The 22,260-nt window shown below is 71.6% G+C and carries 25 protein-coding genes; 17 read left to right on the top strand and 8 right to left on the bottom strand.

What is annotated here, in order from left to right:
* Positions 1 to 2 precede the first annotated feature (2 nt).
* From OG562_RS08505 to OG562_RS08480, 6 genes are all read left to right on the top strand, one after another.
* Complete coding sequence (locus OG562_RS08505) at positions 3 to 335, top strand: hypothetical protein (protein ID WP_266395565.1); 333 nt, start codon at positions 3 to 5, stop codon at positions 333 to 335.
* Positions 332 to 949 (top strand): hypothetical protein, encoded by a 618-nt coding sequence (locus OG562_RS08500; protein WP_266395563.1) that lies wholly within the window; start codon positions 332 to 334, stop codon positions 947 to 949. The genes OG562_RS08505 and OG562_RS08500 overlap by 4 nt, the downstream gene beginning before the upstream one ends.
* A 63-nt stretch (positions 950 to 1,012) precedes the next feature.
* A complete protein-coding gene (locus tag OG562_RS08495) occupies positions 1,013 to 1,732 on the top strand; it encodes a VIT family protein (RefSeq protein WP_266395560.1) in 720 nt (239 codons plus the stop codon).
* Between the two features lie 160 nt (positions 1,733 to 1,892).
* Positions 1,893 to 2,768 carry a sterol desaturase family protein gene (locus OG562_RS08490; protein WP_266395557.1) on the top strand — a complete coding sequence of 292 codons (876 nt, stop codon included), beginning with the start codon at positions 1,893 to 1,895 and terminating at the stop codon, positions 2,766 to 2,768.
* A complete protein-coding gene (locus OG562_RS08485) occupies positions 2,765 to 3,511 on the top strand; it encodes a lysoplasmalogenase (protein ID WP_266395555.1) in 747 nt (248 codons plus the stop codon). Before OG562_RS08490 ends, OG562_RS08485 begins: the two co-directional genes overlap by 4 nt.
* Before the next feature lie 61 nt (positions 3,512 to 3,572).
* Positions 3,573 to 4,616, top strand: coding sequence for a zinc-dependent alcohol dehydrogenase family protein (locus OG562_RS08480; protein WP_266395551.1), 1,044 nt, complete (start codon positions 3,573 to 3,575; stop codon positions 4,614 to 4,616).
* Between the two features lie 48 nt (positions 4,617 to 4,664).
* On the opposite strand, the gene OG562_RS08475 is transcribed toward OG562_RS08480, so the two are convergent.
* The 3 genes from OG562_RS08475 to OG562_RS08465 form a co-directional block, all read right to left on the bottom strand.
* Positions 4,665 to 5,627: a CopD family protein gene (locus tag OG562_RS08475; protein WP_266395549.1), complete on the bottom strand. Its 963-nt coding sequence runs from the start codon at positions 5,625 to 5,627 to the stop codon at positions 4,665 to 4,667.
* 81 nt (positions 5,628 to 5,708) lie between these two features.
* Positions 5,709 to 7,130 (bottom strand): CoA transferase, encoded by a 1,422-nt coding sequence (locus OG562_RS08470; protein WP_266395546.1) that lies wholly within the window; start codon positions 7,128 to 7,130, stop codon positions 5,709 to 5,711.
* A gap of 150 nt (positions 7,131 to 7,280) precedes the next feature.
* Positions 7,281 to 8,810: a S8 family serine peptidase gene (locus OG562_RS08465; protein ID WP_266395544.1), complete on the bottom strand. Its 1,530-nt coding sequence runs from the start codon at positions 8,808 to 8,810 to the stop codon at positions 7,281 to 7,283.
* A 246-nt stretch (positions 8,811 to 9,056) separates the two neighbouring features.
* On the opposite strand from OG562_RS08465, the gene OG562_RS08460 reads away from it, so the two are divergent.
* The 3 genes from OG562_RS08460 (at position 9,057) to moaA (ending at position 12,236) form a co-directional block, all read left to right on the top strand.
* The gene (locus tag OG562_RS08460; RefSeq protein ID WP_266395541.1) at positions 9,057 to 9,413 is read left to right on the top strand and encodes a DUF485 domain-containing protein; all 357 of its coding nucleotides are present in this window, start codon (positions 9,057 to 9,059) and stop codon (positions 9,411 to 9,413) included.
* Positions 9,410 to 11,059 (top strand): cation acetate symporter, encoded by a 1,650-nt coding sequence (locus OG562_RS08455; protein ID WP_266395538.1) that lies wholly within the window; start codon positions 9,410 to 9,412, stop codon positions 11,057 to 11,059. The genes OG562_RS08460 and OG562_RS08455 overlap by 4 nt, the downstream gene beginning before the upstream one ends.
* Before the next feature lie 187 nt (positions 11,060 to 11,246).
* Positions 11,247 to 12,236 carry a GTP 3',8-cyclase MoaA gene (moaA, locus tag OG562_RS08450; RefSeq protein WP_266395536.1) on the top strand — a complete coding sequence of 330 codons (990 nt, stop codon included), beginning with the start codon at positions 11,247 to 11,249 and terminating at the stop codon, positions 12,234 to 12,236.
* Positions 12,237 to 12,266: 30 nt separating this feature from the next.
* Here the strand turns inward: moaA and OG562_RS08445 are convergent, their stop codons facing one another.
* Together OG562_RS08445 and OG562_RS08440 are read right to left on the bottom strand one after the other, a co-directional pair.
* Entirely contained in the window at positions 12,267 to 12,500 is a 234-nt protein-coding gene (locus OG562_RS08445) for a hypothetical protein (RefSeq protein WP_266395534.1), read from the bottom strand.
* A gap of 217 nt (positions 12,501 to 12,717) precedes the next feature.
* Entirely contained in the window at positions 12,718 to 13,125 is a 408-nt protein-coding gene (locus OG562_RS08440) for a DUF3099 domain-containing protein (RefSeq protein WP_266395532.1), read from the bottom strand.
* A gap of 245 nt (positions 13,126 to 13,370) precedes the next feature.
* On the opposite strand from OG562_RS08440, the gene OG562_RS08435 reads away from it, so the two are divergent.
* Entirely contained in the window at positions 13,371 to 13,649 is a 279-nt protein-coding gene (locus OG562_RS08435; protein WP_266395529.1) for a GlsB/YeaQ/YmgE family stress response membrane protein, read from the top strand.
* Between the two features lie 85 nt (positions 13,650 to 13,734).
* On the opposite strand, the gene OG562_RS08430 is transcribed toward OG562_RS08435, so the two are convergent.
* Together OG562_RS08430 and OG562_RS08425 are read right to left on the bottom strand one after the other, a co-directional pair.
* Entirely contained in the window at positions 13,735 to 15,147 is a 1,413-nt protein-coding gene (locus OG562_RS08430; protein ID WP_266395527.1) for a metallopeptidase TldD-related protein, read from the bottom strand.
* The gene (locus tag OG562_RS08425) at positions 15,144 to 16,667 is read right to left on the bottom strand and encodes a TldD/PmbA family protein (protein ID WP_266395525.1); all 1,524 of its coding nucleotides are present in this window, start codon (positions 16,665 to 16,667) and stop codon (positions 15,144 to 15,146) included. The genes OG562_RS08430 and OG562_RS08425 overlap by 4 nt, the downstream gene beginning before the upstream one ends.
* A 253-nt stretch (positions 16,668 to 16,920) precedes the next feature.
* Here OG562_RS08425 and fabG point away from each other — a divergent pair, with 253 nt between their 5' ends.
* The 3 genes from fabG (at position 16,921) to OG562_RS08410 (ending at position 18,941) form a co-directional block, all read left to right on the top strand.
* Positions 16,921 to 17,625 carry a 3-oxoacyl-[acyl-carrier-protein] reductase gene (fabG, locus tag OG562_RS08420; protein ID WP_266395522.1) on the top strand — a complete coding sequence of 235 codons (705 nt, stop codon included), beginning with the start codon at positions 16,921 to 16,923 and terminating at the stop codon, positions 17,623 to 17,625.
* Positions 17,626 to 17,630: 5 nt separating this feature from the next.
* Entirely contained in the window at positions 17,631 to 18,398 is a 768-nt protein-coding gene (gene fabI, locus OG562_RS08415; RefSeq protein ID WP_266395519.1) for an enoyl-ACP reductase FabI, read from the top strand.
* Between the two features lie 174 nt (positions 18,399 to 18,572).
* Positions 18,573 to 18,941 (top strand): hypothetical protein, encoded by a 369-nt coding sequence (locus tag OG562_RS08410; RefSeq protein WP_266395517.1) that lies wholly within the window; start codon positions 18,573 to 18,575, stop codon positions 18,939 to 18,941.
* On the opposite strand, the gene OG562_RS08405 is transcribed toward OG562_RS08410, so the two are convergent.
* Positions 18,922 to 19,611 carry a FadR/GntR family transcriptional regulator gene (locus OG562_RS08405; RefSeq protein WP_266395514.1) on the bottom strand — a complete coding sequence of 230 codons (690 nt, stop codon included), beginning with the start codon at positions 19,609 to 19,611 and terminating at the stop codon, positions 18,922 to 18,924. The genes OG562_RS08410 and OG562_RS08405 overlap by 20 nt on opposite strands.
* A gap of 70 nt (positions 19,612 to 19,681) precedes the next feature.
* Here OG562_RS08405 and OG562_RS08400 point away from each other — a divergent pair, with 70 nt between their 5' ends.
* The 4 genes from OG562_RS08400 (at position 19,682) to OG562_RS08385 (ending at position 22,248) form a co-directional block, all read left to right on the top strand.
* Positions 19,682 to 21,088, top strand: a complete 1,407-nt coding sequence (locus tag OG562_RS08400) for an MFS transporter (protein WP_266395512.1) — start codon at positions 19,682 to 19,684, stop codon at positions 21,086 to 21,088.
* A 48-nt stretch (positions 21,089 to 21,136) separates the two neighbouring features.
* The gene (locus OG562_RS08395; RefSeq protein ID WP_097262240.1) at positions 21,137 to 21,253 is read left to right on the top strand and encodes an SGM_5486 family transporter-associated protein; all 117 of its coding nucleotides are present in this window, start codon (positions 21,137 to 21,139) and stop codon (positions 21,251 to 21,253) included.
* 160 nt (positions 21,254 to 21,413) lie between these two features.
* Positions 21,414 to 21,623: a hypothetical protein gene (locus OG562_RS08390; RefSeq protein ID WP_266395503.1), complete on the top strand. Its 210-nt coding sequence runs from the start codon at positions 21,414 to 21,416 to the stop codon at positions 21,621 to 21,623.
* Positions 21,624 to 21,729: 106 nt separating this feature from the next.
* Complete coding sequence (locus OG562_RS08385; RefSeq protein ID WP_266395500.1) at positions 21,730 to 22,248, top strand: histidine phosphatase family protein; 519 nt, start codon at positions 21,730 to 21,732, stop codon at positions 22,246 to 22,248.
* The last annotated feature ends 12 nt before the right edge of the window (positions 22,249 to 22,260 follow it).

The following is a 22,260-nucleotide window of genomic DNA, read 5'->3' as shown; positions in this document are numbered from 1 at the left end:
CCATGCCCGAACATCGGCAGACCGCCTTCCACGAACACGAGACGGAGGTCCGACCCGAGGAGCCGTTCGCCGTCGTGCGGTCCGACGACGGCCGCTGGTACACGGTGACCGGCCCCTGCCCGACCTGCGGGGCACGGACCGTCTTCCGGGTCGCGTACGGCGTCCTCGGAGCGTCCAAGGGCCGGCGCAGCCCCGAGCCGCTCACCGGAGCCGTCCCCGTCTACTGCCAGTGCGGCTACCCGCACCCCGAACGGCCCCCGGAGTCGCCCGACACCGGCTGCGGCGCGTTCTGGGACGTCCCGGTACCCACGGCGGGGCAGGGCGGAGCACCGTGACGGACCTCGCGAAGAAGCGCTTCGCCCAGCTCGGGCAGCAGCTCCAGTACGACCAGCTCGGCACCGTGCGCCGGCAGGCCGAGGGCTGGCGCAACGGTCTGACCGGGCTCACGGGACTCGTGGGCGTGGTCTTCGTGCTCAAGGGGCGCGAGAGCGTCGCGGGCATGCCGGAGGCCTGGCGCTGGACCACGGCCCTGCTGCTGGTGCTCGCCTTCGTGCTCCTCCTCGCCGGTGCGCTGGGCGCGGTTCGGGCCGCGCACGGCCAGCTGGGCGAGCAGACCTGGCTGAGCGGCGACCGGCTGCTCACGGCCGTCCTGGACGAGGTCGAGCGCACCCAGGACGCGCTGGTCAGGGCGCGGCGGCTGGCCGTCGCCGGGCTGTGCGCCATCGTCGCCGCGATCGCGGTGTCCTGGCTGGCGCCCGTGGCGGACCCCGCCTCGGACTCGGGGAAGGGCGGTCCGTACGTCGTGGTGGACACCGACAGCGGTGTGCGGTGCGGGGAGTGGGCGGTGAGCGACTCCCGGGCGGTGACGATCAAGCCCGCCAAGGGGAAGGCGTGGATCCGGATCCCGATGGGGAAGGTCCGGTCCGTCACGCCGACGGACGCCTGCTGACGTGTACACGTGGTGGGGTGTCGGCGTGGGCCGACGGCCTGCGGGGATGCCATCCTCCGTCCTATGAGTCCTGAGACGGAACCCACCCACGGCGAGGCGCACTCCGGTTCGCTCGGCTCGCGCCTCAACTGGCTGCGTGCCGCGGTCCTCGGCGCCAATGACGGCATCGTGTCCACGGCCGGCCTCGTGGTCGGTGTGGCCGGGGCGACGGACGACCGGTCCGCGCTGCTGACCGCGGGTCTGGCGGGGCTGCTGGCCGGGTCCATGTCCATGGCGGCGGGGGAGTACGTCTCGGTGTCCACCCAGCGGGACTCCGAGAAGGCTGCCCTTGCCCTGGAGCGGCGGGAGCTGCGCGAGCAGCCGGAGGCCGAACTGGAGGAGCTGACCCAGCTGTTGGAGGAGCGGGGCCTGACCCGGGAGGTGGCCCGCGAGGCCGCCGTGCAGCTCACGGAACGCGACGCGCTGCGCGCCCACGCGCGCGTGGAGCTGGGCATCGACCCCGACGACCTCACCAACCCCTGGCACGCGGCCTGGGCCAGCTTCCTCGCCTTCACCGCGGGCGCCCTGCTGCCCCTCCTGGCGATCGTCCTGCCCCCGCCGGACTGGCGGCTCCTGGTGACCGTCGGCTCGGTGCTGGTCGCCCTGGCCGGCACGGGGTGGAGCAGCGCTCGGCTGGGGGAGGCCGCCGTGGGGCGGGCGGTGCTGCGGAACGTGGGGGGCGGGGCGCTGGCGATGGGGGTGACGTACGCAGTGGGGGTCTTGTTGGGGGCTGCGGGGGTTTGAGGCCCCGGCATCGCCGGGCGTGCTGGGCGGCGGGCGGGGTGGCGCGCTTGGCGGGGCGGCGCGCTTGGCGGAGATCGCCAAGAAGCAAGCGCATACCCCCGGTAATACTTGTGGGTAACAACGTCTAGCCGCGGCCGACCAGCGGTTCTACGGTTCCCCCATGCCGAACCTGCCCGATGTCGTGCTGTGGTCGATACCCGCCTTCGTGCTGCTCACCGTGGTCGAGGTGATCAGCGTCCGGATGCATCCCGACGAGAACGCCGCGGGCTACGCGGCCAAGGACGCGGCGACGAGCATCGGCATGGGCCTGGGGAGCCTCGTCTTCGACTTCGTCTGGAAGATCCCGATCGTCGCGATCTACACGGCGATCTACGAACTGACGCCCCTGCGCGTGCCCGTCCTGTGGTGGACGGTCCCGCTGATCCTGCTCGCGCAGGACTTCTTCTACTACTGGTCCCACCGCGGCCACCACGTCATCCGCGTCCTGTGGGCCTGTCACGTCGTCCACCACTCCAGCGAGAAGTTCAACCTCACCACCGCGCTGCGCCAGCCCTGGACCACCCTGACCGTCTGGCCGTTCTACGTCCCCCTCGTCGCCCTCGGCGTGCACCCGGCCGCGCTCGCCTTCTGCTCCTCGGCCAACCTCGTCTACCAGTTCTGGATCCACACCGAGCGGATCGACAAGATGCCCCGGTGGTTCGAGTCCGTGTTCAACACGCCCTCCCACCACCGCGTCCACCACGCCTCCCAGGGCGGCTACCTCGACCGCAACTTCGGCGGCATCCTCATCGTCTGGGACCGGCTCTTCGGATCGTTCGTGCCCGAGGTCGACCGGCCCGTCTACGGGTTGACGAAGAACATCAATACGTTCAACCCGATCAAGGTCGCCACCCATGAGTACGTCGCGATCGTCAAGGACATCAAGGCGGGGCGCGGTTGGCGCGAACGCGCGGGACGGGTGTTCCGCGGACCGGGCTGGCAGCCGGCGCCCGTGCCGGAGCAGAGCGTTCCGGCCGAGGAGGCCACGGCCGCGTGAACCCGCGTCGCGTCCTGTCCGTCGCCTTCGGCCTCGCCGTCCTCGTGGACCTGGTCTCGCTCGCCGTCGGCTCCGACCTCGGGCACACCGTCGCCAAGCCCGTCCTGATGCCGCTCCTGGCCGGGTACGCGGCCCTGCGCGGCGCACCGCGGCTCCTCGTCGCCGCCCTTCTGTGCGGCTGGGCCGGCGACTCCCTGCTGCTGTCCGCCGCCGACCCGGCGTTCCTCGCCGGCATGGCCTCCTTCGCGGCCGGTCACGTCTGCTACCTCGCCCTCTTCAAGACGCACGGCTCAGCGACCGCGACCGCGACCGCGACCGCGACCGCGACCGCGACCGCGACTGCGAGTGTGACCGCGAGTGCGACTCCACGCGTGCGTGCCGGTCTTCTCGCCCTCGGCTACACAGCCGCACTCGGCGCCGCCGTCGCCCTGCTCTGGCCGGACCTCCCCGCCGACCTGCGCATCCCCGTGGCCGGCTACAGCACCCTCCTCACGGCCATGGCCTGCGCCGCGGCCATCCGGCTCGGCCTCGTCGCCGGGCTCGGCGGCGCGCTCTTCCTGCTCTCCGACACCCTCATCGCGACCGGGGTCGCCGACTGGCCCCAGCCGCCCAGGCCCGACTTCTGGATCATGCTCACGTATGCCGCCGCCCAGTTCCTGCTGGTCCAGGGCACGCTCGGTACCCTCGCCGAGCGACGCGCTCCGTCGGCGGCGTACGGTGAAGTGCGCTCGACCACCCCCTGAGCGCACCGCACCAGCAGACCGGCACCGCACCAGCGGACCCGCGACGAGAAGGACCCTCGCCATGCGCGCCACCACCATCCACGCCCCGTTCGACATGCGCGTGGAGGACGTGCCCGAGCCCGTGGTGCAGCTGCCCACCGACGCCGTGGTCCGGGTGCTGCGCGCCTGCATCTGCGGCAGCGACCTGTGGGCGTACCGCGGCGAGGCGGCCCGGCAGCCGGGGCAGCGGATCGGGCACGAGTTCCTCGGGATCGTCGAGGAGACCGGCTCCGAGGTGAGCGGCGTCAAGGCCGGCGACCTCGTGGTCGCGCCCTTCATGTGGTCCGACGGCGTCTGCGACTACTGCCGCGAGGGGCTCACCACCTCCTGCGTGCACGGCGGCTTCTGGGGCGCCGTGGGCTACGACGGCGGCCAGGGAGAGGCGGTGCGCGTGCCCTACGCCGACGGCACCCTCGTACAGCTGCCGAAGGACGCGGCCTCCGACGACCACCTGCTGTCCGCGCTGCTCACCCTGTCGGACGTCATGGGCACCGGCCACCACGCGGCCCTCGGCGCGGGCGCCGGCAAGGGCGCCACGGTCGCCGTCGTGGGCGACGGAGCCGTCGGCCTGTGCGCCGTGCTCGCCGCCAAGCGGCTCGGCGCCGAGCGGATCATCGCACTCGGCCGCCACCGGGTCCGTACGGACATCGCCCGCCGCTTCGGCGCCACCGACGTCGTCGCCGCGCGCGGGGACGAAGCCGTCGAGGCCGTCCGCGAACTCACCCGCGGACAGGGCGCGCACGCCGTCGTCGAGGCGGTCGGCACCGAGCAGTCCATGCGGACGGCGGTGAGCATCACCCGCGACGGCGGCGCCATCGGCTTCGTCGGCGTCCCGCACGGCAGCGGCACCGGACTCGACCTGGGCGTCATGTTCGACCGCAACCTCGCCCTGCGCGGCGGCGTCGCCCCGGTCCGCGCCTACATCCCCGAGCTGCTGCCCGACATCCTGGACGGCACGATCGACCCGTCGCCCGTCTTCGACCTGACGGTCGGCATCGAGGGCGTACCGGACGGCTACAAGGCGATGGACGACCGCACCGCCCTCAAGGTCCTGGTGACCAACTGACGCCCTGACCGACGGGAGTACGTCACTGGCGTCACTGGCCGGAGTGCGTCATCTGGGCGGCAGAGGCAGCGCCGTCAGCAGCCCCGACACCGCGACCACCACACCCAGCACGGCGACCTCCACGCGCGCGGGGACGCAGGCGGTCAGCGGGTCGGGGGCCCGGCGCAGCCGCGTCCGCGCCCCCAGGGCGAGCAGGGCGATCGCACCGACGAGGAGCACCTTGGCGAGCAGCACGCGCCCGTACGCCGTCGTCGCCAGATGGCCCAGCATCGTGTCCAGCGGCATCCGGCGCAGTGAACTGCACACGCCGGTCGCGGTGACCCCGGCGAGCAGCAGGGCCGCCACGCGCGCGTAGAGGCCCAGCAGCGCGGCGCCCGCCGCCGCGCCGTCCGCGGCCCACGACCGCAGGGTGCGCAGCACGTGCAGCAGCCCGCCCGTCCACATCGCCGCGCACGTCAGATGCACGACCGTCAGCGTGGAGCCCAGCAGCGGAGTGTGCTCGGTCCACGGATGCGCCCGCAGCGCCTCCGCCAGGACCACCACGGCCAGCGGCCACGCCTGGCGCACCGGCCGACGGGACAGCGCGCATACCCCCGCCGCCGCGAACGCGCCCGCCGCCAGGAGCGCCAGGACGGCGTCCCGTGGCCGGTACAGCGCCTCCAGGTCGATCGAGGCGAGCCCCAGCGCCGCCACGAGCCCCACGCCGGCCGCGTACGGCGCCCAGCTGCCCGGCAGGTCCTGCGCGCTGCACCGGCGGGCCAGCCCGTTGATGAACAGCTCGCCCACCGGCACGCAGAGGGCGACGAACAGCACCGTCCGCAGCAGCGCGACACCGTCGGCGTCGGGCGGCGCGGCCTCCCCGGTGCCGTGCAGGGCCAGGGACGGCCCGAGCAGCGGGACCAGCGTGGCCAGCCCCACGAGGACGAGAAGCGCGACGGAACGGCCGGTACCGGTACGACCGGTGGGGCGGGCCGCCTCGGTCACCTGGGTGGTCGGTGGTATCAGGTTCACGCCACGATCTTCACCATCCATGATGAAGTGGGACAAGTCGGATAAAGCGATCGGAGGAATGGCGTCACCGCCACGGCATCCTCAGGCCCAGCGCGCCGGATCGGCCCCCCAGGGCCCCGGCGGCCGCGCCCACTCCACCGGCCCGCCGTCGAAGGACACCGGCGAACGGGCGTACCGCAGCCGCCCGATCCCGCTGTCGGTCTCCGCGAGCCAGGCGTCCGGCCCTTCGTGCGCCGCCCCGGACGCTTCCGTCTCCCCGCCCGCTTCCCCGCCCGTCTCCGCGCCCTTCTCTCCGCCCGCCGCCACTCCCGCCGCCAGGCCCCCGGTCAGCCACGCCGCCGTCCGCGCCAGCGCCAGCCGTACGAACCGGCCGCCCCCGTCGTGCGACTGCTCGGTCAGCGCCCGCAGCACGGCCGCCGCCAGCAGATAGCCGGTGCCGTGGTCGAGGGCCTGCGCGGGCAGCGTGCCGGGCCGCTCGGCCGCCCCCTCGACGGCCGCGATGCCGGTGGCCGCCTGCACCAGGCTGTCGAAACCGCGCCGCCCGCCCCACGGCCCGTAAGCGCCCCATGCCGACACCTGTGCCACGACCAGCCCGGGCCGGCGCTCGGCCAGCGCCTCGGGGGAGAGCCCGAACCGGTCCAGGGCGCCCGGCCGATACCCGGTGACCACCACGTCCGCCTCCGTCAACAGCTCTTCGAAGGCGCGCCGGTCGGCCGTCAGATCCAGCAGCGCCGACCTCTTCCCGAAGTCCGTGTCGGCGTGCTGGTCGGGCAGTTCGGGCAGATGGGGCGTGTCGAGACGCAGCACGTCCGCGCCCAGCAGGGCGAGGGTGCGGGTGGCGACCGGCCCGGCCAGGACCCGGGTGAGGTCCAGGACGCGCAGTCCGGCGGCGGGCAGCAGGGGAGTGCCATGGAGCGGCGGGAGCGCACGCGCGCGTACGCCGTCCAGTCGGCCGCGTTCGATCAGGGGGCGTGCGGCCACCGCGGCCGCCTGCTCGTGCGCCGCCCATTCCTGCGGTGTACGCAGGGCGACGGCCAGGCCCCCGGCCTCGTACACCGCCTCCTCGACCTCCCGCGCCGACCGCGTCGCGAGCGCCGCCTCGACGGCCGCCGGGTCCTTTGCCGTGCCCAGCACCCCCAGCAGCCGCGCGCGGTGGTGCGGATAGTTGGCGTGCGTGCGCACCCACCCGTCGGCCGTCCGCCAGAACCGCGACAGCGGCGCGAAGGAGACCGGCGCCCGCCCGTCGACCAGCAGATGCCGCTCGCTGACGAACGCGGTCGCCACCGCCCCGTCGTCCACCCGCACCCCGGGCACCCGGGGCAGCCCGGCCCGCCGCGCCCCCAGCTCCGCCCCGGCCAGCGCGCACGCCCCCACACAGGCCCGTGCCAGCTCCCGCACGGGCAGGCGCGCGGGCAGCACGCCCTCGCGTACGACGGTCGACACGCGCGCGAGGAGAGCGGGATCGCCGCCCAGTTCCGACCAGGCGAACTTGATGTCAGTCATGATTTCACTATGCATCATTGATTCAATCAACATATACAGAAAAGGGCCGGGCGGATGTCCGCCCGGCCCTGACCTGCTTTGCCCTGTCCTGTTCCCGAAGGGCTACTTCAAGACTCGGCTACTTCACGACTCGCCTACTGCACGACTCGGCTACTTCACCGCACGCAGCGCGTTCACCACGCCGAAGCCGAAGAAGCCGTTGTAGCGCTTGCCGCCCACGCACGTCGCGTCGACCACGCCGTCGCCGTTGCCGTCGTACGGCTCGGCCGGGCACCCCGGGTTGTCCGCCTGCAGCTTGAGCAGCGCCTGCAGCTGGGCCGGAGTCGCGTGCGGGTGCGTCGACTTCAGCAGCGCGGCGACGCCGGCCACGTGCGGGGACGCCATCGACGTGCCCTGCAGGAAGCCGTACGTGTTGTTCGGCAGCGTGGACAGGACGCGGCCGTTGGCCGACGGGGTGTCGGGGATCTGGTACTTGTCGCCGCCCGGAGCCGCCACGTCGATGGCGCCCAGGCCGTACGTGGAGTAGTACGACTTGGTCCCCTTGACGCCCACGGCGCTCACCGTGACCACGCCCGGCAGCTGGGTCGGCACGTCGAAGCACTCGTGCGGGTCGATCGTCCGCGTCACCGGAGTGGAGTCGTCCGGGCTGCTGGAGTCGACCAGCGCGTCGGAGTCCAGGTCGTGGTTGGAGTTGCCCGCCGAGGCCACATTGAGCGTGCCCTTGTTCTGGGCGTACAGCTGGGCCCTGTTGACCGAGTCAACAATGGCCTTCTGGTCGGGGTCGTCCATGCAGTTGTACAGCCACGGGTCCACGTAGTAGCTGTTGTTCGTGATCTCGACGCCGTGGTCGGCGGCGAACACGAAGGCGCAGACGACGTTCTCCGGGTAGAAGAGGCCGTCCTTGGGGTCGCTCACCTTGATGCCGGCGACCTTCACCCCGGGCGCGACGCCGGCTACGCCGATGCCGTTGCGGGCCGCCGCGATCTCACCGGCGACATGCGTGCCGTGGTAGTCCTCGGCGGTGTACGGCCGCCAGGCGCCCTCGCTGGTGTCCGCGACGCCGCCGACGCAGTTCGCCGACTGGGACGCGGAGAAGTTGGGCGCGAGGTCCGGGTGGGTGTCGTCGACGCCGGTGTCGATCACGGCGACCGTGACCTTCTTGCTGCCCGGGTTGATCTCGGCGGCCTTGTCGGCGCCGATCGCGCGCAGGTCCCACTGGTCGGCCTCGAGCGGCTCGCTCTGGCCCGCCGCGTCGGACGCCTTCTCGATCTTCGCGGCCTCCGCCTTGGACAGGACCTGGGCGGCCCCCTCGTCGGTGGTCCCCGCGGGGCTGAGCGGCGCGGTACGCGTCGCGCCCGCCGACTGCACCCCGCGCACCGCGCGTATCTGCGGCCCGAAGTCGGGGTTCGCCGAGTGCACGACGAGCACGCCGATCTTGTCGTACGCCGCGACGACCGTGCCGCCGGCCGCGACGACCGCCTTCTTCACCGACCCGATCGTGCGGTGGTCCACCTTGGTGTTGACGACGTACGCCAGGGTTCCGGCGTCGGCCGTCTGGGTGGCGGGGGTCGTGACGGGGGCCGCCGAGGCCGCCGTCGGCAGGGAGCCGAAGGCGGCGGTCAGCGACAGCACGACGGGCACCGCGAGGGCGAGTCGACGTCTGGAAGGCAGATGAGCCATGGGGTCTCCACATCATCCGGAAACGAGACCGTCCAAGCACAGGTCGCGCTTGGACAGGTACATGACGGGTGGTGCTCGCCCGAAGCTATCTTCCCGACTCGCTGGCCAGCAATGACCTTCGGCGACGACTTCCGAAAGAACCCGATCGAGTTGAACCGGCCCTAGCGTGCCGCCGTGACCTTGGGCAGGGAGCCCGAGGACGATCGAGCCCCCGCACACCAGCCGTCCGCAACGCGAGGAGACTCCGTGGCCACCGAGACACCGCCCCCCTCGAAAGCCCCCACCCAACTCCCGCCCACCGAGGAGTTCGTCGCGGTGCAGGAGAGCGCGGAGTTCGGTGAACTGCGCCGCTCCTACCGCGGCTTCGCCTTCCCGCTGACGGTCGCGTTCATCGCCTGGTACCTGCTGTTCGTCCTGCTGTCCAACTACGCGGGCGACTTCATGGGCACCAAGCTCTTCGGCAACATCAACGTCGCCCTCGTCCTGGGCCTCGCCCAGTTCCTCACCACGTTCCTCATCGCCTGGTGGTACGCGCGCACCGCCGCCGCCAAGTTCGACCCCAAGGCAGAGGCGATCAAGTCCCGGATGGAGGGCGACGCATGAGCATCGCGCAGCAGAGCGTGCTGGCCGTCTCGGACGGCGGGTTCCTGGCGGCCGGCGAGGCCAGCGAGCACCGTACGCTGATCATCAGCCTGTTCGGGGTGTTCGTCGTCGCGACCCTCGTCATCACCGTCTGGGCGGGCCGTCAGACCAAGGACGCCGCCGACTTCTACGCCGGCGGCCGCCAGTTCACCGGCTTCCAGAACGGCCTCGCCGTCTCCGGCGACTACATGTCCGCCGCGTCCTTCCTCGGCATCGCCGGCGCCATCGCCCTCTTCGGCTACGACGGCTTCCTGTACTCCATCGGCTTCCTGGTCGCCTGGCTCGTCGCCCTGCTCCTGGTCGCCGAACCACTGCGCAACTCCGGCCGCTACACGATGGGCGACGTCCTGGCGTACCGCATGCGCCAGCGTCCCGTCCGTACCGCCGCCGGCACCTCCACCATCGTCGTCTCGATCTTCTATCTGCTGGCCCAGATGGCGGGCGCGGGCGTCCTGGTCTCCCTGCTGCTGGGCATCACCAGCGACGGCGGCAAGATCGGCATCGTCGCCCTCGTCGGCGTCCTGATGATCGTCTACGTCACCATCGGCGGCATGAAGGGCACCACCTGGGTCCAGATGGTCAAGGCCGTGCTGCTCATCGCGGGCGCCCTGCTGCTGACCTTCCTGGTCCTGCTGAAGTTCGACTTCAACGTCTCCGACCTGCTCGGCTCGGCCGCCGACAACAGCGGCAAGGGCTCGGCCTTCCTGGAGCCCGGTCTGAAGTACGGCGCCACCGGCACGACCAAGCTGGACTTCATCTCCCTCGGCATCGCCCTGGTCCTGGGCACCGCCGGTCTGCCGCACATCCTGATCCGCTTCTACACGGTGCCCACCGCCAAGGCCGCCCGTAAGTCGGTCCTCTGGGCCATCGGCCTGATCGGCGCCTTCTACCTGATGACCCTCGCCCTCGGGTTCGGCGCCGCCGCGCTGATCAAGCCGGACGAGATCACCGCCTCCAACAAGGCGGGCAACACGGCCGCGCCACTCCTGGCGCTGCATCTGGGCGGCGTCGACTCCAACTGGGGCGCGGTCCTGCTGGCCACCATCTCCGCCGTCGCCTTCGCCACGATCCTCGCCGTCGTCGCGGGCCTCACCCTGGCGTCGTCCTCGTCCTTCGCGCACGACATCTACGCCAACGTCATCAAGAGGGGCACGGCCACCGAGAAGCAGGAGATCAACGCGGCCCGCTACGCCACCATCGGCATCGGGGCCGTCTCCATCCTCCTGGGCGCCCTCGCCCGCGACCTCAACGTCGCCGGCCTGGTCGCCCTCGCCTTCGCGGTCGCCGCCTCCGCCAACCTCCCCACGATCCTCTACAGCCTCTTCTGGAAGCGGTTCACCACCGCGGGAGCCCTCTGGTCGATCTACGGAGGCCTCGTCACCGCGGTCGGCCTGGTGCTGTTCTCGCCGGTCGTCTCCGGCAAGCCCACCTCGATGTTCCCGGACGTCGACTTCCACTGGTTCCCGCTGGAGAACCCCGGCATCATCTCGATCCCGGTCGGCTTCCTGCTGGGCGTCGTAGGCACCCTCCTGTCGAAGGAGGAGCCCGACACGGGCAAGTACGCCGAGCTGGAGGTCCGCTCCCTGACCGGCACCGGAGCCCACTGAGTCCACTGAGTCCACTGAGTCCACTGAGTCCGCCTCCGAGTGCGGCCCCTCCGAGCGGCCGCGTCGTAGATCCCTACGACGCGGCCGCGCCCCATGTCGTGCGATCGGGCCCTGTCGCTGTCAGTGGCGTCACGTAGGCTCGCAGGTGACGGAAGAAGTCAGAGCTGCGACGAGGGAGGGGGCCCACGTGCTCATCGACACCTACGGCCGGGTGGCCACCGACCTACGGGTCTCGCTGACCGACCGGTGCAATCTGCGCTGCACCTACTGCATGCCCGAGGAGGGCCTGCAGTGGCTGGCCAAGCCCGACCTGCTGACGGACGACGAGATCGTCCGGCTGATCGACATAGCGGTCCGGACGCTAGGCGTCGAGGAGGTCCGCTTCACCGGCGGCGAGCCCCTGCTGCGCCCCGGCCTGGTCGGCATCGTCGAGCGCGTCGCCGCCCTGACCCCGCGCCCCCAGACGTCCCTCACGACGAACGGCATAGGCCTCAAGCGCACCGCCGCCGCCCTCAAGGCCGCCGGCCTGGACCGGGTCAACGTCTCCCTGGACACGCTCCGCCCGGACGTCTTCAAGACCCTCACCCGCCGGGACCGTCACAAGGACGTCCTCGACGGCCTCGAAGCCGCCCGCGAGGCAGGCCTGACCCCGGTGAAGGTCAACTCCGTCCTGATGCCCGGGCTGAACGAGGACGAGGCCCCCGACCTGCTCGCCTGGGCCGTGGCACACGACTACGAACTGCGGTTCATCGAGCAGATGCCCCTCGACGCCCAGCACGGCTGGAAGCGCGAGGGCATGGTCACCGCCGGCGACATCCTCGCCTCCCTGCGCACCCGCTTCGACCTGACCCCCGAGACAGACGCGGAGCGCGGTTCGGCCCCGGCCGAACGCTGGCTGGTCGACGGCGGCCCGCAGCGCGTCGGGGTCATCGCCTCCGTCACCCGCCCGTTCTGCGCGGCCTGCGACCGCACCCGCCTCACGGCCGACGGCCAGGTCCGCACCTGCCTCTTCGCCCGCGAGGAGACCGACCTCAGAGCGGCCCTGCGCACCGGCGCCCCCGACGAGGAGATCGCCCGCGTCTGGCGGCTGGCGATGTGGGGGAAGAAGGCCGGTTCGGGACTGGACGACCCCAGTTTCCTCCAGCCGGACCGACCGATGTCAGCGATCGGCGGGTAGGGGACGTCAGGGATCGGCGGGTAGCGGACGTCAGCGATCGGCCGGCAGCGAAGCCCCCGGCTCCTCCCACTCCGTCAACGGCACGACGTCCTTCAAGAACCCTCGTACGCCCAGGAACTGGGACAGGTGCTCCCGGTGCTCCTCGCACGCGAGCCACGTCTTGCGCCGCTCCGGCGTATGGATCTTCGGGTTGTTCCACGCCAGCACCCACACCGCGTCGACACGGCAGCCCTTGGCGGAACAGATCGGGGTCTCGTCACTCACAGGGCTCAGGGGAATCACAGGTTCGGCTCACAGGCTTGTCTCGCCCCGCGCACACAAAGGCGACGCCGAGCAGCCACGGGGGGAGCTGCCCGGCGTCGGTCCGTCGCTCCGACGGGGGATGCGGAGCGCGTACGAAGTATGTCACGGCGAGCCCGTCGCACGGCACTGGAACAACATGATTGATCTGAGCTTTTCTTGAGCTTGGCGCACAGCCGACTCATGGCCGACGCTCAGCCTGTTCGGACGCCGTGTCCTCGTGGACGGAGCGCTCGAAGGGCTCCGCTTTCGGGACGGATTCCGCCGCCCGGTCCTCCACGATCACCGGTTCGATCATGGGCCTCACGGGTGCGGTCACGAAGGTCGAGGGAAGCCCCGGTGCGTTCTCCCGCCCCGCGTTGGCGAACACCACCGCGACATAGGGGAGGAGCGCGCCGATGACCAGCGCCACGAAGGCGACGTGCTGTTCCACGTTCCACAGCACCGCGGCGAGGATCACCGACACCGTACGGATCGACATCGAGATGATGTACCGCCGCTGCCGGCCCCGCACATCGTCCTGGAGTCCCTGGCGGGCGCCGGTGATCCGGAACACCTGGACGTTGCCGCCGCCACCATGCTTCCGCATCACATTCCACCATCCGCCCGCATCGGACTCGCCCCGGCCCGTCGCCGGTCCCCACCCCTTCGGGGAACCGGGCCGGGACACCCTCCACGGTACGCCGCGCCTCCGTCGCCTTCGAGACCGGGTCGCCTCGGGCCTGGGGAGACGTCCTGCGCCGTAGCGCGTACGGCCGCACCCGACATGCGCCGTACAGAGGGCGGACCGAGACTGAGGGCACTGCTCACGTCGAGCTGAAAGAGGAGGCAGCCATGGGCTGGTTGTGGGCGATCATCGTGGGGTTCGTACTGGGTCTGATCGCCAAGGCGATCATTCCGGGCAAGCAGCACAGCCCCCTCTGGCTGACCACCATCTTCGGCATGCTGGGCGCGATCGCCGGCAACGCCCTCGCCCGCGCCGCCGGAGTCGAGGCCACCTCCGGCATCGACTGGACCCGCCACGCCTTCCAGCTGATCGCCGCGATCATCATCGTCGCCCTCGGCGACATGCTGTACATGGCGACGCTGGGCAAGCGCAAGCAGCACACCTGAGAAGCCAGGCCCTGACGCGAAGGGGGCGACCTCCGCCGGGAGGCCGCCCCCTTCACGTCGTACGCCTTCGGTCACATGCCTTCGGTCACACGCCCTGACTGACCGAGCTCATGTTGAAGTCCGGCACCCGCAGCGCGGGCATCGCCGCCCTGGTGAACCAGTCGCTCCACTCCCGGGGCAGCGTCTTCTCCGTGCGCCCCGCCTCCGTCGCCCGGCCCAGCAGCCCGACCGGCGACTCGTTGAACCGGAAGTTGTTCACCTCGCCGACGACCTCGCCGTCCTCGACGAGATACACGCCGTCCCGGGTCAGGCCGGTCAGCAGCAGGGTCGCCGGGTCGACCTCGCGGATGTACCACAGGCAGGTCAGCAGCAGTCCGCGCGTGGTGTCCGCGACCATCTCCGCCAGCGAGCGGTCCGCGCCGCCGTCCAGGATCAGGTTGTCGACCGCCGGGGCGACCGGCAGCCCGGTCAGGGCCGCGCTGTGCCGGCTGGTGGTGAGATGCCTCAGCTCGCCGTCGCCGATCCACTCGGTGGCGCCGGTGGGCAGCCCGTTGTCGAACACCGACTGGTCGCCGCCGGAGGAGTGCGCGATGACGAACGGCGCCGACTCCAGGCCCGGCTCGTTGGGATCGCTGCGCAGGGTCAGCGGCAGCTCGGTCAGCTTCTCGCCGAGCCGGGTGCCCCCGCCCGGCTTGGAGAACACCGTCCGGCCCTCCGAGGCGTCCCGGCCCGACGCCGACCACAGCTGGTAGATCATCAGGTCGGCCACCGCGGTCGGCGGCAGCAGCGTCTCGTACCGCCCGGCGGGCAGCTCGATCCGCCGCTGCGCCCAGCCGAGGCGTACGGCCAGCTCGGCGTCGAGCGCCGCCGGGTCCACGTCCTTGAAGTCCCGGGTGGAGCGCCCCGCCCACGCCGAGCGCGTCCGGTCCGGCGACTTGGCGTTGAGTTCCAGCGTCCCGTTCGGCTGGTCGTGCCGCAGCCGCAGCCCCGTCGAGGTGCCCAGATACGTCGACACCAGCTCGTGGTTGGCGAAGCCGTACAGCTCGCGCCCGCCCGCCCGCGCGCGGGCGAACGCCTCGCCCAGCGCCGGCGCGAAGTCGGCGAACACGGCGGACGACGTCTCCACCGGAGGCTCGGTGAACTCGGGAGCCCCGGGGAACTTCGTCACCTCCGTGACCAGCGGCTGAGCGTCCTCGGAGGGCCCGGCGCCGCGCGCGGCGGCCTCGGCGGCCCGCACCAGCGGCTCCAGTTCGTCGGCGGTCACGGCCGACCGCGAGACGACCCCGGAGGCGGTGCCCTCCTTGCCGTCGACCGTCGCGATCACGGTGAGCGTACGACCGCGCGTCACGCCGTTGGTGGTCAGCGCGTTGCCCGCCCAGCGCAGGTTCGCGGTGGACTGCTCGTCGGCGATCACGACACAGCCGTCGGCCCGCGACAGCTCCAGGGCGCGCTCGACGACCTCGTGCGGCTGGTACGCCTTGTTGGTGCGCGCGCTCATCGACCGGCCTCCTGCGTGGTGTTCAGAATGTTGACGCCCTTGAACAGGGCCGACGGACAGCCGTGCGACACCGCCGCGACCTGCCCCGGCTGGGCCTTGCCGCAGTTGAAGGCACCTCCGAGGACATACGTCTGCGGGCCGCCCACCGCGGCCATCGAGCCCCAGAAGTCGGTGGTCGTCGCCTGGTAGGCCACGTCCCGCAGCTGCCCGGTGATCCGCCCGTTCTCGATCCTGAAGAACCGCTGGCCGGTGAACTGGAAGTTGTAACGCTGCATGTCGATGGACCAGGACCGGTCGCCGACCACGTAGATGCCCCGGTCCACGCTCCCGATGAGATCCTCGGTCGACATCCCGGCCGGATCCGGCCGCAGCGACACGTTGGCCATGCGCTGCACGGGGACATGGCCGGGGGAGTCGGCGAACGCGCATCCGTTGGACCGCTCGAACCCGGTCAGCTTCGCGATCCGCCGGTCCAGCTGGTAGCCGACGAGCGTGCCGTCCTTCACCAGGTCCCAGGACTGGCCCGCGACGCCCTCGTCGTCGTAGCCGACCGTCGCCAGACCGTGCTCGGCGGTGCGGTCGCCGGTGACGTTCATCAGGTCCGAGCCGTAGCGCAGCTTGCCGAGCTGGTCGAAGGTGGCGAAGGAGGTGCCGGCATAGGCGGCCTCGTAGCCGAGCGCCCGGTCCAGCTCGGTGGCGTGCCCGATGGACTCGTGGATCGTCAGCCACAGGTTCGACGGGTCGACCACCAGGTCGTACAGTCCCGGGTCGACGCTCGGCGCCCGCATCTTCTCCGCGAGCAGCTCCGGGATCCGGGCCAGCTCGTCGTCCCAGTCCCAGCCGGTGCCCGTGAGGTACTCCCAGCCGCGGCCGACGGGCGGCGCGATCGTCCGCATCGAGTCGAACTCACCGCTGGACTCGTCGACCGACACCGCGTTCAGCGTCGGGTGCAGCCGCACCCGCTGCTGGGTGGTGACCGTCCCGGCCGTGTCCGCGTAGAACTTGTTCTCGTGCACGGTGAGCAGCGAGGCGTCCACGTGGTTGATCCCGCTCGCCGCCAGCAGCCGCGCGCTCCAGTCCGCGAGGAGCGCCGCCTTCTCCTCGTCGGGCACCGCGAACGGATCGATCTCGTACGAGGACACCCACGTCTTCTCGGCGTGCACGGGTTCGTCGGCCAGCTCGACCCTCTCGTCCGACCCGGCCGCCTTGATGACCTGCGCGGACAGCTTCGCCATGGCCACGGCCTGCGAGGCGACCCTGGCGGCCGCGTCCATCGTCAGGTCCACGCCGGAGGCGAAGCCCCACGTACCGCCGTGCACCACCCGCACCGCGTATCCGAGGTCGGTCGTGTCCGAGGACCCGGCGGGCTTGGCGTCCCGCAGCCGCCAGGCCGCACTGCGCACCCGCTCGAACCGGAAGTCCGCGTGCTGCGCCCCCAGGGCACGCGCGCGTGCGAGAGCGGCGTCGGCGAGGGCGCGTAGGGGTAGTGCCACGAAGGTTTCGTCGATGGTATGAGGCACCTACGTCTCTTTCTGTCGGAGTGGCCCGGTTGCTGAGCGGGGCTTCGATCATGTCGCGCCGGGCGGTCCCCGGACCACACCTTTCCGCCCCGCGTCCGCAAACTTTCTGTAGGGACCCCACAGCCAGCCCCGCGAGCCACTGTCGGTGCCCGAATGTCCGTAAGCCGAAGCCGACCGATAGGTTTCGAGGGAAGCCGCCTGCCGTCCAGGTTCCGGGCGGGCGTGTCAAGACCGCTATCGAAAGGGTGATCCGTTGAGCCGCTCGGTTCTCGTCACCGGAGGAAACCGGGGCATCGGCCTCGCCATCGCCCGCGCGTTCGCCGACGCCGGCGACAAGGTCGCCATCACGTACCGCTCGGGCGAGCCGCCGACGGGCTTCCTCGCGGTCAAGTGCGACATCACCGACCCCGAACAGGTGGAGCAGGCCTACAAGGAGATCGAGGCCGAGCACGGCCCCGTCGAGGTCCTGATCGCCAACGCCGGCGTCACCAAGGACCAGCTTCTGATGCGGATGTCCGAGGAGGACTTCACCTCGGTCATCGACACCAACCTCACCGGCACCTTCCGTGTCGTCAAGCGCGCCAACCGCGCCATGCTGCGCGCCAAGAAGGGCCGCGTCGTCCTGATCTCGTCGGTCGTCGGGCTTCTCGGCTCGGCGGGGCAGGCGAACTACGCCGCCTCCAAGGCCGCCCTGGTCGGCTTCGCCCGCTCCCTCGCCCGTGAGCTGGGCTCGCGCAACATCACCTTCAACGTCGTCGCCCCCGGCTTCGTCGACACCGACATGACCAAGGTGCTCACCGACGAGCAGCGCGCGGGCATCGTCGCGCAGGTCCCGCTCGGCCGGTACGCGCAGCCGGAGGAGATCGCCGCGACGGTGCGGTTCCTCGCCTCGGACGACGCCTCGTACATCACTGGAGCCGTCATCCCCGTTGACGGCGGACTGGGAATGGGTCACTGATCACCATGAGCGGAATTCTCGAGGGCAAGCGCGTCCTGATCACCGGTGTGCTGATGGAGTCCTCCATCGCCTTCCACACCGCCAAGCTGGCCCAGGAGCAGGGCGCGGAGATCATCCTGACCGCGTTCCCGCGGCCCACCCTGACCGAGCGCATCGCCAGGAAGCTGCCGAAGCCCACCAAGGTCATCGAGCTCGACGTCACGAACGAGGAGCACCTCGGCCGGCTGGCCGACATCGTCGGCGAGGAGCTCGGCGGCCTCGACGGCGTCGTGCACTCCATCGGCTTCGCCCCGCAGGACGCCCTCGGCGGCAACTTCCTCAACACGCCGTTCGAGTCGGTCGCCACGGCCATGCACGTCTCCGCGTACTCGCTGAAGTCGCTGACCATGGCCTGTCTGCCGCTGATGCAGAACGGCGGCTCGGTCGTCGGCCTCACCTTCGACGCCCAGTACGCCTGGCCGCAGTACGACTGGATGGGCCCCGCCAAGGCCGCCCTGGAGGCCACCAGCCGCTACATGGCGCGTGACCTGGGCAAGCAGAACATCCGCTGCAACCTCATCTCCGCCGGACCCATCGGCTCCATGGCCGCCAAGTCCATCCCGGGCTTCGGCGAGCTGGCCTCCGTCTGGGACACGCGCGCCCCGCTGGAGTGGGACCTCAAGGACCCCGAGCCGGCCGGCAAGGGCGTAGTCGCCCTGCTGAGCGACTGGTTCCCGAAGACCACCGGCGAGATCATCCACGTGGACGGCGGTCTGCACGCCATCGGCGCGTGACGCCGCCGCTGGGGCATCGCTGACGGGTGGGGGCCCGCGTCTTCTCGGACGCGGGCCCCCACCCGTCACTCGTTCGGGCTACCTGGCCAGGCGGGTGACGGCCCTGACCAGCCACTATGAAGTACGCGTTCACCCACGCGCTGCCCTCCCCAGCTCTGCCGAGGAGGTTCCCTTGTGCGCCTGTTCCGTTTCCTCGCCCCAGTGACCGTGACCGCAGCCGCCCTCGTCCTCTGCCTGCCGTACGAAGCACTGCCCCACGAAGCGCTGCCGTACGAGACGCAGCCCCACGCGCGCGTGGCGGACCGCCCGGAGCCCTTCGGCTCGGAGTGCCGGACCAGCGTCCGCGGCTCCCAGGTCGTCGCCTACTGCCACAACCCCTACGCCGACACCGACCGGGTCGCCCTGCACATCGAGTGCGAGCGCTGGTGGGACCTCGACACCGACGGCGCCCCCGTCGACGCCGGACCCGCCATGACCGTACGGCTCACCGGCCGGTGCTGGAAGGAGGTCCGCTCGGCCTGGGTCACCCACCAGAAGCTGTGAACCGCCCGGGCCGGCACAGCAGGGGATAGCCGGCCGCCTCCGTCGCGGCCGTCTCCGCGGCGCCCGCGCGGATCGCGTCCACCAGCCGCGCGTGGTCCATGTACGTCTCCGGCGTCAGGTCCTCGCCGACGTCCTCGCGCAGCCAGTCCCGCAGCACCTCGCCCAGGTCCGCGTACATCGCGGTCATGACGTCGTTGTGGGAGGCGGCCACCACCGCCAGATGGAAGGTCGCGTCCGCCGTCACGAAGGCCTCCGCGTCGCCCGACGCCCAGGCCTCCTCGCGCCGCCGCAGAAGCGCGTCCAGCTGCTTGAGGTCCTTCTCGGTGCGCCGCTCGGCGGCCAGCCGCGCCGCGCTCGACTCCAGCGTGGCGCGCAGCTCGGCGATGTGCCTGGGGTCGGCGTCCGCGAAGCGCCGGTGCATCACGCCCGCCAGCTCGCTGGTCGCCACGACATAGGTGCCCGAGCCCTGCCGGATGTCCAGCAGACCGTTGTGCGCCAGCGCGCGGACGGCCTCGCGGACGGTGTTGCGGGCGACGCCCAGCTGCTCGACCAGCTCGGGCTCCGTGGGGATGCGCGAGCCGACCGGCCACTCGCCCGAGGTGATCTGGGTGCGCAGCGCGGCGATGACCTGCTCGGACAGCGCCGAGCGACGGGGATGGCTCAGGGGCATGGCACACCTTCGCACGGGCGGGGCGGGGAACAGGCACCCGGGGATGGACAACCAATCATCCCATGATTCTATGATGGGCGGCATGGCAAGCGAGCAGACACGGACGCCGACGTCCCCGCCCCCGCGCATCTCAGCGACGAGCGAGCCCCCACGAACGGCCACGCGCGCGTGGCGGACCCGGCTGGTCGTCGTCGGCATCGTGCTGTCCGCCGTCAACCTCCGCCCCGCCATCACCAGCCTCGGCGCCCTCCTCGAAGAGGTCCGCGCCGGCCTCGGCATGAGCGGCGCCTTCGCCGGTCTCCTCACCTCCGTGCCCCCGCTCTGCTTCGCCGTCTTCGGCGTCATGGCCCCACGGCTCGCGCGTCGCTTCGGAGCGGGCGCGGTGGTGTGCGCCGGCATGGCCGCCATCGCGGCCGGCCTGCTCATACGTCCGTACGCCGGAGGCACGGCCGGATTCCTCGCCGCCAGCGCCCTCGCCCTCATGGGGATCGCCGTCAGCAACGTCCTGATGCCGGTCATCGTCAAGCGCTGGTTCCCCGACCGGGTCGGCTCCATGACCGGCCTGTACTCGATGGCCCTCGCCCTGGGCACCTCGACCGCCGCCGCGGTCACCGTGCCCATGACCGAGGCCCTGGGCGGCAGTTGGCGGTCGGGGCTCGCGGTGTGGGCGGGCCTGGCGGCGGCGGCCGTACTGCCGTGGATCCCGTTCGTGCGCGACCGGGGCGCGGGGCCCGCCGGGCAGCAGGGCGGACCGGACGAGCGGCGGGGCGGCAGGAAGGACGGGCAGGACGGCAGGAAGGACCGGAAGGACGGCAGGAAGAACGGCAGGAAGGACCCGCGGGGCGGCACGCGGACACGCGCGCGTGAGGAGCGGCCCGCGCTGCGCATCACCCGCAGCCGCACCGCCTGGGCGCTCGCCGTGTTCTTCGGACTCCAGGCCACCGCCGCCTACATCACCATGGGCTGGATGGCGCAGATCTTCCGGGACGCGGGCGTGTCCGCCGGCTCGGCCGGGCTGCTGCTGGCCGTCACGATGGCGATGGGCGTGCCCCTGGCCTTCGTCATCCCGCGCGTCGCCACCCGGCTCCCGCACCAGGGCCCGATCGCGATCGCCCTCGGCGTCTGCGGTCTCGCCGGATACGCCGGCCTGTACCTCGCGCCCGCCGGCGGCGCCTGGGCCTGGGCCGTGCTGCTCGGCATCGCCAACTGCTCCTTCCCGCTGGCGCTCACGATGGTCGGGATGCGGGCCAGGACCGGCGCGGGCGTGGCCCAGCTGTCGGCCTTCGCGCAGAGCACCGGCTATCTGATCTCGATCCCGGGTCCGCTCCTGGTCGGCGTGCTCTACCAGCACAGCGGCGGCTGGGGGCCGCCCCTCGCGCTCATGGCCGCGCTGATGGTCCCGCAGATGGTCGTGGGCGTCCTGGCGGGCCGCGACCGCACGGTGGAGGACGAGGCGGCCCGCCGACCGAACCCCTGACCGAACCCCGGAGGAGCCGGCGGGGGCGACGGGTGCGAGACTTGCCGTATGCCAGTGCTCGACCCGAATCCGCAGAACGGCCAGAAGAAGATGCTGCTCGTCTTCGGCTCGTTCCTCGCCATCTTCGTGATCATCGCCGTCATCGCGACCATCGCCTCCCCGTGACGGACCGCCCATGGTGGGGTTAGCCCCCTGTCCCCTAGGGGGTGAGGGTCAGGGTCAAGTGGGTGGATCGCCGGATGGGTTGAGGGCCGTCGATTCCGTAACTTCGAGGTGTGGCCGCGCGACGCGGACCACGGACCCTCGAAGACCAGCGGAGGCACCCATGTCGGCCCGTACGCACCCCCGGCCCCACCCGGCTGCTGCCCCGGGCGGCGTCGACATCCGGTTGCCCTGGTGGGCACTCGCCCTCCCGACGCTCGCCTTCGTCACCCTGCTCGTGCTGATACTCAACCCGGTCGACGCCCAGGCGGCCGCCGGCGACCCGGCGATCACCCACCTCGTCGAGCGCGTGCAGCAACTGATCACGCGCTAGCCGTGCCGATCACGCCCCGGGCGTGCTCCACGCCCCCCGCCAGGCCCGTGAATCCGCATGTCAACTCCCTGCGCCCCATGGCCTGTTTCATGCGAAGCTGGGAAGTATGAGCGTCGCAGAACCCCGCAGGATCGTTCTCTTCCGGCATGCGAAGGCCGACTGGCCACAGGTGACCGACCACGAGCGGCCGCTCGCTGAGCGGGGCCGCAAGGACGCCGCCGTCGCCGGACGCAAGCTGGCCGACACCGGCATCCCCTTCGACCTGGCCCTCTGCTCCACCGCGGCCCGGACCCGGGAGACCTGGAAGCTCGCCGTCCACGAGTTCCCGCAGCGGCCGAAAACCGTCTACGAGGACCGGATCTACGAAGCCTCCCCGGGCGAGCTGATCGCCCTGCTCGAAGAGACCCCGGACGACGTGGGCACCGTGCTTCTGATCGGTCACAACCCGGGCGTCCAGGGCCTCGCCGACGTCCTGTCCGGCGAGGTCGAGCCGGACGCCGGCGAGCGGATGACCCGCCACGGCTTCCCGACCGCCGCCTTCGCCGTCGTCACCTTCGACGGCTCCTGGAAGTCCCTCGAACCGGGCGTGGCCACCCTGACCGACTACTGGGCGCCCACCGAGTAACCCCCACCCTCC

The organism is Streptomyces sp. NBC_01275, from assembly GCF_026340655.1.
Classification (GTDB): domain Bacteria; phylum Actinomycetota; class Actinomycetes; order Streptomycetales; family Streptomycetaceae; genus Streptomyces.
Note: the sequence above shows the minus strand (reverse complement) of the source record. Positions and strands in the feature narration are given on the sequence as shown.

Bases quoted from the DNA above. Each gene is read 5' to 3' on its own strand.
- OG562_RS08505 (WP_266395565.1), top strand. From the start codon at position 3: ATGCCCGAACATCGGCAGACCGCCTTCCACGAACACGAGACGGAGGTC.
- OG562_RS08495 (WP_266395560.1), top strand. From the start codon at position 1,013: ATGAGTCCTGAGACGGAACCCACCCACGGCGAGGCGCACTCCGGTTCG.
- OG562_RS08490 (WP_266395557.1), top strand. From the start codon at position 1,893: ATGCCGAACCTGCCCGATGTCGTGCTGTGGTCGATACCCGCCTTCGTG.
- OG562_RS08480 (WP_266395551.1), top strand. From the start codon at position 3,573: ATGCGCGCCACCACCATCCACGCCCCGTTCGACATGCGCGTGGAGGAC.
- OG562_RS08470 (WP_266395546.1), bottom strand. From the start codon at position 7,130: ATGACTGACATCAAGTTCGCCTGGTCGGAACTGGGCGGCGATCCCGCT.
- OG562_RS08465 (WP_266395544.1), bottom strand. From the start codon at position 8,810: ATGGCTCATCTGCCTTCCAGACGTCGACTCGCCCTCGCGGTGCCCGTC.
- OG562_RS08455 (WP_266395538.1), top strand. From the start codon at position 9,410: ATGAGCATCGCGCAGCAGAGCGTGCTGGCCGTCTCGGACGGCGGGTTC.
- OG562_RS08440 (WP_266395532.1), bottom strand. From the start codon at position 13,125: ATGCGGAAGCATGGTGGCGGCGGCAACGTCCAGGTGTTCCGGATCACC.
- OG562_RS08435 (WP_266395529.1), top strand. From the start codon at position 13,371: ATGGGCTGGTTGTGGGCGATCATCGTGGGGTTCGTACTGGGTCTGATC.
- OG562_RS08430 (WP_266395527.1), bottom strand. From the start codon at position 15,147: ATGAGCGCGCGCACCAACAAGGCGTACCAGCCGCACGAGGTCGTCGAG.
- fabI (WP_266395519.1), top strand. From the start codon at position 17,631: ATGAGCGGAATTCTCGAGGGCAAGCGCGTCCTGATCACCGGTGTGCTG.
- OG562_RS08405 (WP_266395514.1), bottom strand. From the start codon at position 19,611: ATGCCCCTGAGCCATCCCCGTCGCTCGGCGCTGTCCGAGCAGGTCATC.
- OG562_RS08400 (WP_266395512.1), top strand. From the start codon at position 19,682: ATGATGGGCGGCATGGCAAGCGAGCAGACACGGACGCCGACGTCCCCG.
- OG562_RS08395 (WP_097262240.1), top strand. From the start codon at position 21,137: ATGCCAGTGCTCGACCCGAATCCGCAGAACGGCCAGAAGAAGATGCTG.
- OG562_RS08390 (WP_266395503.1), top strand. From the start codon at position 21,414: ATGTCGGCCCGTACGCACCCCCGGCCCCACCCGGCTGCTGCCCCGGGC.
- OG562_RS08385 (WP_266395500.1), top strand. From the start codon at position 21,730: ATGAGCGTCGCAGAACCCCGCAGGATCGTTCTCTTCCGGCATGCGAAG.